This is a genomic window from Diplocloster hominis (assembly GCF_032380655.1).
Taxonomy (GTDB): Bacteria; Bacillota; Clostridia; order Lachnospirales; family Lachnospiraceae; genus Diplocloster; species Diplocloster hominis.
In genome coordinates this window covers 132,261-144,356 of sequence record NZ_JAWDIY010000014.1, presented here as the reverse complement: position 1 = coordinate 144,356, position 12,096 = coordinate 132,261, and the positions used below count along the sequence as shown (strand labels likewise).

Annotated in this window: 11 protein-coding genes; 7 read left to right on the top strand and 4 right to left on the bottom strand. The window is 49.2% G+C overall.

Going from position 1 to position 12,096, the window contains the following annotated elements; genetic code table 11:
* Nucleotides 1-296 precede the first annotated feature (296 nt).
* From ABC831_RS14520 to ABC831_RS14515, 3 genes are all read right to left on the bottom strand, one after another.
* Nucleotides 297-1,478: a glycoside hydrolase family 3 protein gene (locus ABC831_RS14520; protein WP_343248824.1), complete on the bottom strand. Its 1,182-nt coding sequence runs from the start codon at nt 1,476-1,478 to the stop codon at nt 297-299.
* Between the two features lie 239 nt (nt 1,479-1,717).
* A complete protein-coding gene (locus ABC831_RS26540; RefSeq protein ID WP_425524591.1) occupies nt 1,718-1,966 on the bottom strand; it encodes a 4Fe-4S dicluster domain-containing protein in 249 nt (82 codons plus the stop codon).
* A 166-nt stretch (nt 1,967-2,132) separates the two neighbouring features.
* A complete protein-coding gene (locus tag ABC831_RS14515; RefSeq protein WP_343248823.1) occupies nt 2,133-3,212 on the bottom strand; it encodes a LacI family DNA-binding transcriptional regulator in 1,080 nt (359 codons plus the stop codon).
* Between the two features lie 309 nt (nt 3,213-3,521).
* Between ABC831_RS14515 and ABC831_RS14510 the strand changes: the two genes are divergently transcribed.
* The 7 genes from ABC831_RS14510 to ABC831_RS14480 all read left to right on the top strand — a co-directional run bounded on the left by ABC831_RS14510 (nt 3,522) and on the right by ABC831_RS14480 (nt 10,858).
* A complete protein-coding gene (locus ABC831_RS14510; protein ID WP_343248822.1) occupies nt 3,522-4,601 on the top strand; it encodes a sugar ABC transporter substrate-binding protein in 1,080 nt (359 codons plus the stop codon).
* Nucleotides 4,602-4,734: 133 nt separating this feature from the next.
* Nucleotides 4,735-6,237, top strand: coding sequence for a sugar ABC transporter ATP-binding protein (locus tag ABC831_RS14505; RefSeq protein ID WP_343248821.1), 1,503 nt, complete (start codon nt 4,735-4,737; stop codon nt 6,235-6,237).
* A gap of 14 nt (nt 6,238-6,251) precedes the next feature.
* On the top strand, nt 6,252-7,292 hold the full coding sequence (locus tag ABC831_RS14500) for an ABC transporter permease (protein ID WP_343248820.1): 1,041 nt from the start codon (nt 6,252-6,254) through the stop codon (nt 7,290-7,292).
* Entirely contained in the window at nt 7,285-8,433 is a 1,149-nt protein-coding gene (locus ABC831_RS14495) for a Gfo/Idh/MocA family protein (RefSeq protein WP_343248819.1), read from the top strand. Before ABC831_RS14500 ends, ABC831_RS14495 begins: the two co-directional genes overlap by 8 nt.
* 106 nt (nt 8,434-8,539) lie before the next feature.
* Entirely contained in the window at nt 8,540-9,502 is a 963-nt protein-coding gene (locus tag ABC831_RS14490; RefSeq protein ID WP_343248818.1) for a sugar phosphate isomerase/epimerase family protein, read from the top strand.
* A 34-nt stretch (nt 9,503-9,536) separates the two neighbouring features.
* Entirely contained in the window at nt 9,537-9,992 is a 456-nt protein-coding gene (locus ABC831_RS14485; protein ID WP_343248817.1) for a C-glycoside deglycosidase beta subunit domain-containing protein, read from the top strand.
* Nucleotides 9,989-10,858 carry a sugar phosphate isomerase/epimerase family protein gene (locus tag ABC831_RS14480; RefSeq protein WP_343248816.1) on the top strand — a complete coding sequence of 290 codons (870 nt, stop codon included), beginning with the start codon at nt 9,989-9,991 and terminating at the stop codon, nt 10,856-10,858. Before ABC831_RS14485 ends, ABC831_RS14480 begins: the two co-directional genes overlap by 4 nt.
* A 268-nt stretch (nt 10,859-11,126) precedes the next feature.
* Here ABC831_RS14480 and ABC831_RS14475 read toward each other — a convergent pair whose 3' ends face one another.
* On the bottom strand, nt 11,127-12,092 hold the full coding sequence (locus ABC831_RS14475; protein WP_343248815.1) for a sugar-binding transcriptional regulator: 966 nt from the start codon (nt 12,090-12,092) through the stop codon (nt 11,127-11,129).
* Nucleotides 12,093-12,096: the final 4 nt, after the last annotated feature.

Below are 12,096 nucleotides of genomic sequence, written 5' to 3'. Positions count from 1 at the left end.
TATTTGTTTCGCAAAACTATTTTACAACAAAATGAGGAGGCAGGGTGAATTTATTTTTTATTTTATTTTTCCTAGACTTTTTGCTTAAGTTCGCGCCTATGGGGCCTGTCCCCGGATGTCGGCTTAAGATCGTTCCATATCCGGGGAAGCAGGCGTTTTTCCCTGGAACTGACCTACGTCCGGGGACAGGCCCCTTTCTCTGTGCAGCTGCTCGAAGTTTTAGCGTTACTGCCGAAAGGTGCCTGTCCCCTCTCATCGGCTGTGTCTAGTATCAAGGATTTGGCAGAACAGAGGTACTACCTCGGAATAAGACCGATCGCCTGTTTCCATTTCAATATACGCAGCACGGACGCATCTATCTGAGCCTCAGGAATCACGCCTTCTTCGACTGCACGGACTACCGCAGGGATCTGCTGCTGAAAATCGGTGCAGCACAGGATGTCGTTTCCGGCTAACACGGCTGTCACAGCCGCCTCATCATCGCCGGTATAGTCCTTGATTGCGTCCATATACAGATCATCGGTCATGATTACGCCGTCAAAATCCAGTTCATCACGCAGGATTTGGTGCATTTTCAAAGACAGGGAAGCCGGATATTCAGAATCGATCGCTTCCACGATATTGTGGGAAACCAAAACAGCGTTGGCTCCGGCCCCGATGCCCGCTTCGAACGGTTTCCAGTCGCTGTCAGCAAATGTATCATAACTGCGTTTGTCATGCGCGATCCCAGTGTGGGTGTCGGCGTTATCCCCGTATCCCGGAAAGTGCTTTAAAACAGAACCGATCTGTTCTTCGGCCATGGTTTTCACGACATCCTGTACATATTCAGACGTTTCCTCTGCATCTTTCCCGAAGGTTCTGTCATATATGAAATCTTCCGGGTTCGTGGAGACATCGCATACAGGCGCCATATTTACATTGATGCCAAGTGATTTTAACAGCCTGGACTTCTCGCGGGTGTCCCGGATAATCTGGCCGAACCCTCCGCTTTTATATAGTTCCTGGGGAGATAGGAACGGTTCCTCCCTGAACGCTGAGTTGCTACTCAGACGATTCACTGATCCGCCTTCCTCATCCACGGCAATGAAAAGATGAATATCGGAAAGATCCTGGTAACTTTCCACGGTTTCCATCAGCTGCTGGCGGGTTTTCCCTTTAAAATCGCGGGAAAATAAAAGATATCCGCCCAAATGATAGTCAGCAATGCTGTCAAGCTGGTCTTTTTCCGGGCAGCGGACCAGAAACATCTGCCCGACCTTCTCCCCGATTGACATGTCATGGACCATATTTTCCAGTTGGTTTTTGTTTGGGGAGTCCGATACTGGAACATCTGTTTCGGGAGAGTCTGCTTCAGGAACTTTCGTTTCGATTGGTGAAGAGGCTTCTGGCTTCGGGTTATGAGTGCTCATGCATCCGGTTAGTACGGTACATCCGACGAGAAGAACCAATATCGGAAGGACGTAAGATAAGAGTTTCATGTTTTGTACCTCCTTTGCAGCTCCGAAAAGCGAGCCCTAATCAGAAAAATGCCAAGCCGTTAATCCTGCCAATTTTCTATACTGATAGTATAGTACAAAATTCTACTTTTTACGACCTTAACGCTCACTCCAAAAACCAATAAAATGGCGGTGTATGAAAAACACAACAGCAGCCGGGCTGAATAGGCCCGGCTGACTTATTGTCTTTTACTCCATTATCTCTTCATTTATAATAATTTCTATCTCAATGAAATCGCGCGCATTGGGCAAAATTTAACACATTTTCCGCACTTAATGCACTGATCCATATCTACCACAGGTGCATGAAACCCCTTCTGTGACAGCGCACCCACCGGGCAGACCTTGATTGACGGGCAGGCGTGGTTTTGCGGGCATCTGTATGTATCTACCGTTATTTTTTTAGAGCTGCCATTTTCAACACCAGTGTTCGTCTCGCGGTTACTGAATAATCCAAATAAATTTGCCATTGCTCTCATACTCCTTTTTGCTTTATGTCTATAGTATATCCATAAAGCGGAGCTGCTTCTGTAATTAAGTCACACAGACACGAAAAATATTCCCCTATCTAAAAATCCTTCAATGGTCTTTTTCATTGCGTACAAGCCAGGCTCCCGGCTCTTTCCTGAAGCACCATCATCCCCCGGCCGTAAAAGCCCCGACGGCCGTAGACTCCCTGAGGATCAGTTCCGTATTGAGCAGCATATGCTTTACCTCGGATTCCGGATTCCGGATTTTTTCACAGAGCAGCTCGCAGGCCAGGAAGCCCAGCTGGAATTTGGGCTGGTTCACCGTAGTAATGGACGGTGTGGTAAGATGCGAGATATCCGTGTTATCGAAACCGATGACCAGAATATCCTCAGGAACCTTAAGCCTGCAATAATGAGCGGCCCGTATGGCTGCCGCGGCCAGCACGTCGGATACCGCGAAGAAGCAGTCCGGCGCGTCCGGCATGGACAGAAGCTTGACGACCGAGGAGAATGCCATATCCGGGCTCAGATCAGGCAGTTGGATGACCCACTGGGGCTGAACTTCGATGCCTGCGGTTTCCATGGCCTTATAATAGGCCTGAAGGCGGTTCTGTGAGAATCTGTAGCTCAAAGGTCCGTTGATGAGACCGATTCTCTTTCTGCCTGTGGACAGGAAATAATCCATCGCGCGCTGGGTGGAAGAGAAATCGTCGATCCCAACTGAGGAAGCAAATTCATTCTGTGTGTACTCGCAGCACTGTACCACCGGGATTTGTTCAGTGATACGGGCTAACAGCTCCTCAGAGATCAGATTCAGGAGGATGACCCCCTGGGCTTTGACATAATCCACTAATTCTAAAAATGTGTCTATGCTCGATTCCTTGATATGCCCGGAATAGAGCAGGAAATCGAATTGGTGGTTCAGGGCTGAGGACTGGATTCCATTGATAATTTCCGTATAAAATGGATTAGATATGGATGGAATGTTAATGATGAGCAGACGCTTTTCCACAGCCTTTTTACGGATGTTCCTATTAGTATAGGAAACAACCGGTATCCGGGCAGGAGAGATGTCCTCGGCGGCTTCCTGCTTGTAATCCAGCGCGGTGGCAGCTTCCATGATGCACTGGTATGTTTTCGGATTGACGATACCCTTATGATTAAAGGCACGTGAGACGGTTGCGGTGGAAACCCCGGCACGGGCGGCAACCTCACGGACAGTTATTTTCATTTTTTGTTTTTCCATTTAACCTTCTCCCCGCTTGAAATTTGCATTTACATAAAATTTTCATGAAATAATTGTAACATACCAAAGGGGAAAAGTATAGACTTGTTTTGAAAATATATGAAAAAATAAAATACGTTACACTGTAAAAGTGCATAAAATGTCAAAAAATAATTGGACAACTTGACAAAAATGCGTTGTTTACACAAAAAAACTGGGAAATGCTGTTGACTTTTCATGAAATGAATGGTATAAATATTTCAGAAACTAAAAAATATTTCATGAAAATAAGTGAAAAAAGTTTCAAAAAATGGGAAAGAAGGTAATCAAATGAAAAAACTTACGGCACTTGTTCTCGTGGGCATTATGGCCCTAAGTCTTGTCGGATGCGGCGATTCTTCCGCTCCGAAAACCAACGATTCAACGGGTGAGACAAAAACAGAAACCGGCGGTGACGCAGCGGAAGCGACACCGGCCAAAGATGCTTCCGGAAAGCAGACGATTAACATCGCATGGTGTGACGACACACTGGATGCCACCCGTTCTCTGATGCTGGAGGCCTGCAAGAAGAGAGTGGAGGAAATTAACGCGGAACGGGATGACATCGAAGTAGTATTGAATTATTACGATGCACAGGCCAGCGTTGACCAGCAGATATCTAATGTAGAAACAGCTGCTCTTACCAAACCGGATGTATTCGTATTCTCCTGTGTGGACTCGGAAGGAAGCCTTCCCTGCCTGCAGACCATGAAAGACACCGGCGCTTCTATTATTGATATCCGTGATATGGGTTCGGATCTGGTAGACGTGGTATTCTATGGATCTGACGAGGAAACATATAAAGCGGCAGTTCAGGACTGGATCAGAAATTATCTGGATGAGAATCCGGACGTGAATCTGAAATGCGGATTGATCTATGGAAAAGCTTCCCAGACACTGCAGCTGATCCGCTGTGATCTGATGAAAGAACTCGCAGAAGAGATGCCGGAGCGCATCGAGATCGTAGCGGAAGGTTATGGAGACTGGGATACCCAGAAGGCCATGGGCATCATGGAAGACTGGATTCAGGCTTATCCGGAAATCAACTTCGTATGCGCGGCCAATGACATTATGGCGCTGGGCGCTTCCAACGCACTGGTATCCGCCGGTATTAAGGACAAAGTCGTTTTGACCGGAATCGACCTGGACAGCGGCCCGGAACTGATCAAAGCTGGAAAACAGGATCTGGATGTGGGGGCCTCCATCACGGACAACGATCAGATCATGGATATCGCGGTGAAATTGGCTACCGATACCTGGGACGGCGGCAATACATATACCCTGGATGCAGTTATGAGAGTGGACGCTTCCAATATCGATGCATATCTTGCCGGCGATTACGCAGCCTGCTCCTTTGCGATCGAGAAATAACAGGATACAACAGCCGTACTGTCCTGTTGAATAAAAGATATAGCGGAAGCCCGGACAAAGCGAGATTCCGGGCTTCCGGTTATTACGGCCGGCGTCGGCAGTTGACGGTGGGCCTACCATAAAGGAGACTTATATGGACGAAACAATTTTAAGGATGAATGGGATTGTAAAGGTATTTGCGGGAGTCCGCGCGTTAAACGGTGTACAGTTCGAACTGAAACGAGGCGAGATCCACGCGCTGATCGGAGAAAACGGGGCGGGTAAGTCCACGCTGATGAAGATACTGCTGGGGTTATATTCGGCGGATGCCGGTGAAATTATGCTGCGGGGAGAGAAAGTACATTTCAAAAGTCCGGCGGAGGCGTTGAAAAGCGGTATCTCCATGATCCACCAGGAGATCAGCCTGGTGCCTGAGATGGATGTGTCTGAAAATATCTGGCTTGGGAGAGAAAAGCTGTTCAAAAGCTGCGGCCTTCTGAACAAAAAGAAGCGGGTGGATGAGACTAGAAAGCTCCTGGAGAGCCTGGACATCCAGATCGATCCCACGAAAAAAATCAATGAGCTGAGTGTGGCGAATATGCAGCTGGTGGAACTGGCCAGAGCCGTGTCTTATCACTCAGATATCATCATTATGGACGAGCCGACCTCGGCGCTGACGAATAAGGAAATCGAACTTCTGTACCGGATCGTGCGTATGCTTGCAAAAGAGGGGACGGCCATTATCTTTATTTCACACAAGCTTGAGGAGATTTATGAGATTTGTCAGAGAGTGACTATTTTGAGGGACGGTACGTTCGTAGCTACGGAAAATTCAGAAGATCTGCCTATGGAGCGGCTGATTTCCATGATCGTCGGCAGAAAGCAGAACCGGGTATTTGAAAAAGCGAATTATTCGACAGATGAAGTGATTCTGGAAGTGAAAGACCTCTGCAAAGAAGGGGTATTCGAACATATTAATTTCAAAGTGCACAGAGGGGAAGTGCTGGGATTTTCCGGCCTTATGGGCGCAGGACGCACGGAAATCATGGAGGCGGTATTCGGTATCACCAGGCCTGGCTCCGGTGAAATCCTCTTCAAAGGCAATAAGATCGAAAATAAGAATCCTGCTGATGCGGTGGCAAATAAGATCGGCATGGTAACCGAGGACCGGCTGCGTACAGGGTCTATCTATACGCTGTCGGTGATGCAGAATACGACAATTGTGGCCATGAAGGAACTGGCCAATAAATGCAGTTTATATTCCCATAAAAAAGAACAGGACTTCTTTGAAAAATCAGCGACGGATTTTGAAGTGAAATATAGCTCCTCAAATGAATTAATCGGACAGTTGAGCGGAGGAAATCAGCAGAAAGTAATCTTCGCCAGATGGCTGTCGACACAGCCGGAGGTTTTAATCCTGGATGAGCCGACCAGAGGGATCGATGTGGGTTCCAAAGCCGAAATCTACCGCCTGATCTCGAAACTGGCGCAGCAGGGCATGGCGATCTTACTGGTCTCTTCAGAGATGCCCGAGCTGCTGGCCTTAAGTGACCGGATCCATGTGGTACGGGAAGGGCGTATTGTCTACAGCTGTGATCATCAGGATGCAACACAGGAAAAACTGATTTCTTACGCGTTCGGCGTTCAGAATGATTGAAAAGGGGACTGACTATGAAAAATTCAAGTAAATTAGAGTTTGTGATCAATAAGGTGTTACTCAGGAATAAAGCCGCCTTAATTATGATATTGATGGCATGTGTGATCGGGCTGATCCAGCCGATATTCTTCACCACGGATAACCTGTTCAACGTACTGCGTCAGGTATGCGCCAGCACGATCCTGGCTATGGGCTTTACCTTTGTCCTGGGCCTGGGTGAGATCGACCTGTCGGTGGGCGCGATCCTGGGTCTGAACGGCGTAATAATGGCAAAACTGATGATGGAAGCCAACTGGCCGGTCTGGCTGGCGATCCTGGTCGCGCTGGCCGCAGGCGCTGCGTTTGGTATTGCCAATGCCTGCATCATCTCCGCGTTAGATATACCGCCCTTTATCGTAACTCTGGCGACCCAGTCGCTGTTCCGTGGTATGGTCTATATCATTACCGGTATGGTTCCGATCTCCTCACTGCCGGCATCTTTTGTCAATATCGGACAGGGATATCTGGGGCCGGTGCCGATTCCGGTTATCATTATGGTTGTTGTCATTATCATTTCCTATATAATAGCCAACTACTCCACGTTCGGCCGGCACGTAATCGCTATGGGCGGGAACGCGTCTGCCACCAGGGCCTGCGGCGTCAATATTAAACTGGTGCGTATGGGCGTATATATTGTAACAGGAATCTGTTCTTCCATCGCAGCGGTGGTCACCACCGCGCGTTCCGCTTCCGCGCAGATCGCGGCCGGAAAAGATATGGAAATGGATGTCATCGCAGCCGTGGTAATCGGCGGGACCGCCATGAGCGGCGGGAACATGAACATCGTCGGCACCGTGTTCGGCTGTATCATCGTAGGTATGATTACAAACGGTATGAACCTGATGGGAATCAATTCCAACTACCAGGTAGTGGCAAAAGGTGCGTTGATTCTGCTGGCCCTGGTTATAGACCGTATGAGTAACGGCGTTTATGCGAAATTTATTCAGAAGAAGTCTTTGAAAGAGGCGGAAGAGGCCGGTAAAAATACCGCTGAAGAAGGGGATAAGAATGAATAAAGTAAAAGTTGGCATCGTGGCTTCCGGTATGATGGGGCAAAAACATGCCGATGCGCTGCACAGAATTCCGGGAGTTGAAGTGATCGGTATCGCAGATCCCTATGCGAAAGATCTGTCACAGAAAGCCGAAAGTCTGGGAATCCCATATGCTTTTTCCGATTACCGGGAAATGTGCGGGACTCTGAAACCGGATATTTTACATAACTGTACACCGAATCATGAACATTTTGCTGTGAACAGCTACGCGATTGAACATGGAATCGGTATCTATTCCGAAAAACCGCTGGCAGCCTCCCTGCAGGAAGCGCAGGAGCTGTGCAGACTCCTGGAAAAGCGCCGCGTCCCCAACGCAGTCAACTTTAATTACCGCAGCAACGCCATCGTACGGGAAATGCGGGCCAGGATACGGGAAGGCAGGACGGGGAAACCCCTGCTGGTACACGGAGCCTATCTGCAGGACTGGCTGATGTATGAGAATGACTATAACTGGCGGCTGGACTCCGCCAAAGGCGGCGCATCCCGGACGGTAGCCGATATCGGTTCCCACTGGTTCGATACCGCCCAGGTCATTCTGGATCAAAAAATCAAGGCGGTGTATGCGAAGCTTCTGACCGTCTACCCCGTCCGGCTAAAGTCTGCCGGGGAAATCGGGACATTTGGGAAAGCGGATGAGCAGGCAGCCTTTGAACCGGTTCCGGTGGATACGGAGGACGCAGGTATGATTCTTGTGCAGTTCGCGGACGGTACTTACGGAAATCTGGTGCTATCCCAGGTCAGCGGCGGATACAAGAACGCGCTGAAGATCAGTGTGGACTGCGCGAAGTGCTCATTGCGCTGGGACCAGGAGGAACCGGATCATCTGATCATCGGGGACCGGGAGCATGGAGAAACGAAGTCTTATGCGGCATCCGGGGAAATGACAAATGATGCGAACTTTTACGCGACACTTCCCGGAGGCCATCCGGCAGGCTGGTCGGACGCGCTGTATAACAGCATGAGACTGTTCTACCAGGCGGTAAGAAACGGAACCTGCGCGGAGCCGGATCAGGAGTATGCCACATTTGAAGACGCCGCCTATGTGATGAGAATCGTGGAGGCCTGTTTGAAAAGTGAGAAAGAAAATTGTTGGATCAGCCTGTAGAAAAGGGTTGCATTTTCAAGACTCTTTACCTGCTAAGAACCGGCAATGGAACCATCGGCACAAGACGATGGCTCCGCAATAATTGGAAGTGTTAGGAGATGAGAACATGAAACTTGGAATATTGACCGTTCCTTTTTCGGGAATGCCCCTGGAGGAAACGTTGAAATATCTGAAAACACTGGGCATACAGGCCATTGAACTGGGAGCGGGCTGCTTTACGGACGATTCTCACTGTAAAGTGAAAGAATTAATCGAAAATCCGCAAAAGGCAAAGGATTTAAAAGCGCTGGTCGAATCCTACGGGATGTCGATATCCGCTCTGAGCTGTCACGGGAATCCGGTGCATCCGGACCCGGAAGTGGCCAGGCATGATCACCAGAATTATCTGGATACGCTGAAAGCCGCGGAACTTCTGGGGGTAAATACATTGGTGACCTTCTCCGGGTGCCCCGGCAGCGACCCGGGCGCGGGTAAGCCCAACTGGGTGACCTGCTCCTGGCCGCCTGTCTATGGGGAAATTCTGGATTATCAGTGGAATGACTGCCTGATCCCCTATTGGGAAAAAGCCGCAAAGCTGGCAAAAGACGCGGGTGTCCGTGTGGCGATCGAGATGCATCCGGGCTTCTGTGTCTATAACGCGGAAACCATGCTGCGGCTTCGGGATGCCGCGGGACCTGCCATCGGCGCCAACTTTGATCCGAGCCATCTCTTTTGGCAGGGGACGGATGCTATATCGGCCATCTATGAGCTGAAGGACGCGATCTATTATGTCCATGCCAAAGACTGCCGGATCGATCCCAGGAATGTGGACAAATTCGGTATCCTGGACACCAAACACTACGGGGATATCGAGCACCGGTCCTGGGTATTCCGTACGGTTGGCTATGGGCACGATGAGACTGTGTGGAGAGATATTATATCCGCCCTGAAGACCATCGGATATGATGACGTGATCAGCATTGAACATGAGGATGCGCTGATGTCGGTTCAGGAGGGCGTGGAGAAAGCGGTATCTTTTCTGCAGAATATCCTGATCCGGGATCAGGCCGGCGCTATGTGGTGGGCTTAAAGGGAAAACTAAATCAAAAAGAGGAGATGTAAATATGCCAGCAGGAACATCATACACATTTAAGGACGGCATGCTGTCCGAGAAGATCGTAAAATGTACGAATACGCAGACAAAAGAAACCTATTACCGCATCGGAGTTAAGAATCAATTCCTGCACGCGGTCCATCCCATCGGCTGGATCAAAAAACTGGAAATCGAGCTGGACGGCGAAGCCGTGGAAGAGAAAAACATCTATTTTGTCCTGAGGGGACAGTGGTTTGCCGCTTCCAAAATGTACACCATCAGTGAGGTGTTCTGGAACCTCTGTGAAGAGGCCCAGGTGTATTTTGACCCCGGGAAAGAAGTAAGCGGCGGGAAACATCATGTCAAATGCACATTTACCATGAGTATGCTGGAAGATACTCAGGTTCTGGATCTAAAATGCCAGTGGCCGTTCCGGGTGGAATTCGTGGATGGCTGTCTGGAAGTATGTGAGGAGGATGCACAATGAAAAGCACAATCGGAGTAAGTTCCTGGAGCCTGCAGCAGCTGTCCTTTACACAGGGCGCCGCCATCGAGGATATCATTTGCATGGTCGCGGATATGGGAGCGGAGGGAATCGACATCTGTGAAGAATATATCCCCTGCCATCCGCAGCCGGATCTGGTAAAACTAAGAGAGCTTCGCAGATTCGCGGAATCCAAACACCTGGAGTTGGGCGCTACCTGGTTCTGCACGGAAGTGGGCAATGCGATCAAAGCCAGCAATGAGGCACATGTGCTGGAGGTATATAAGAAAAATATCATCATCGCGGCGGAAATGGGATCGAAATTCATCTGCATTCCTATGCTTCTGAATACAAGGGAAAAGACTTATGAGCAGACCAAAGAGGAATTGATCCACTATTTTGAACAGCTGCTGCCCTTCGCGGAAAAATATAATATGCCCATTGCCCATGAATGCGCCCGTGAGAAGACTCCGGAACTATGTCTGGAGATGGCGAAATATTTTAACAGCAAATATTACACAGTGTGTCCGGATCTGGAAGCTTGGAGATTCGATACCCCGGATCTGCCTCTGGGGCCTCACTGTGAAGATCCAAGCGCGGGGATACCGACCCCGGCGTCTATGGATCTGTTCCGGGAATGTATGCCGTACTCACCCTATATCCACTTTAAACTGCTGTCCATGGACGAACATGGGGAGGAACCGCATTTCCCGATTCCGGAGATGATGGACGCGATTAATCAAAGCGCCATCGACCATTACCTTTGCGTGGAGTATGAGGGATGGATTCCTGATATTCATCCGGAGAGGGACAGCCTGGAGGAGACTAAGAAGTGCGTTTCTATGATCCGGAGGTATCAGAAGTTCTGAGGACCGGCCCGGTTTATGCCTGCCTGTCCGGGAGGGGAATCCCCCTGTTTTTATACTTAAAGCTGGATTCCGGAGAAATCTAAATGAAAGCTGCCCTGGTTATTATGGGAGTAAGTCTGTTGGGAAAACAGACTTTCGCCCATAATAACCGGGGCAGCTTTCATTTAGATGAGAGATCTGGAAGAATGCCCAAACCCTCAGAGAGCAGTTCAGAGATGGCGATGTAAGAGGTAAAAACGGATTTAAGATTGAAATCTGATATACGCCATTAGGGAAAACACCGGTGATACTCTTCCAGTGTTTTCCTTGCTGTACGTTCATCCACAAACAATATATTGATGATCCCCGCATGTAAAGCGGAAATGACAGCTTTTGCCTTCCATTCCCCCACCGCGACCGCGATCCGGTATTCTTTCCTGCGCAAGTCATCCAGACGGATTCCGATGGTGCGCTGATCCAGTTCCTCGCTCACGATATTGCCTTCGATATCCAGGAAATGGAACAGGACATCGCATACCGCGCTATGACGGGACAGATATTCATACTGAGCCGGGGAAAGGGTCCCGCTCTCCAGTATGACAGATCGTGTGGAGAGCGCGCCGATTCCGAACACGGCGATCCGCGCTTTCACGGAGGCGTCCAGCACTTCCCGGATCTGCGAATCAGAGCAAAGAGCCTGGGCGATCGGTACGGTATCCACGATGGCAGGCGCCGGCAGCATATATGAGGTACACAGGTAATTATTGGCAAAGTTTTCGACGATCGTATAGGATTTGGAGGACTGGAAATTTTTCGCCAGGGAACCGCATAACTGTACCACCTGCAGATTATGCCTGGGAGGCTTACAGGGAATGAGATTCCGTGACAGCTGTTCCATCGTGCTTCCCCAGGAAACACCGATGATATCATCATCTGCGATCAGTTCATTCAGATAACTGCACAAGGCCTTCGTCGTATTCTGAAACCGAAGATTTAAGTCCTCCACCGCACTGGGGATGATATGAACAATGGGAAGAGAAAAACATTCTTTAAATTCCTCCTCCAGTTCATACAAAGACTCACAGGGCAGATTCAGCTGAAAGGTTACATAATGGTCCTCCTTCGCCTTCTGAATAATCCGGCTGACCGAGGACTTGGATATATGTTCCTTATAACTGATCTCAGACTGGGTTAACCCCATTTCATAATACTCCGTCAAAACTCGGGTAATCAGGTCTATATTATCAGGAAGCATGTGT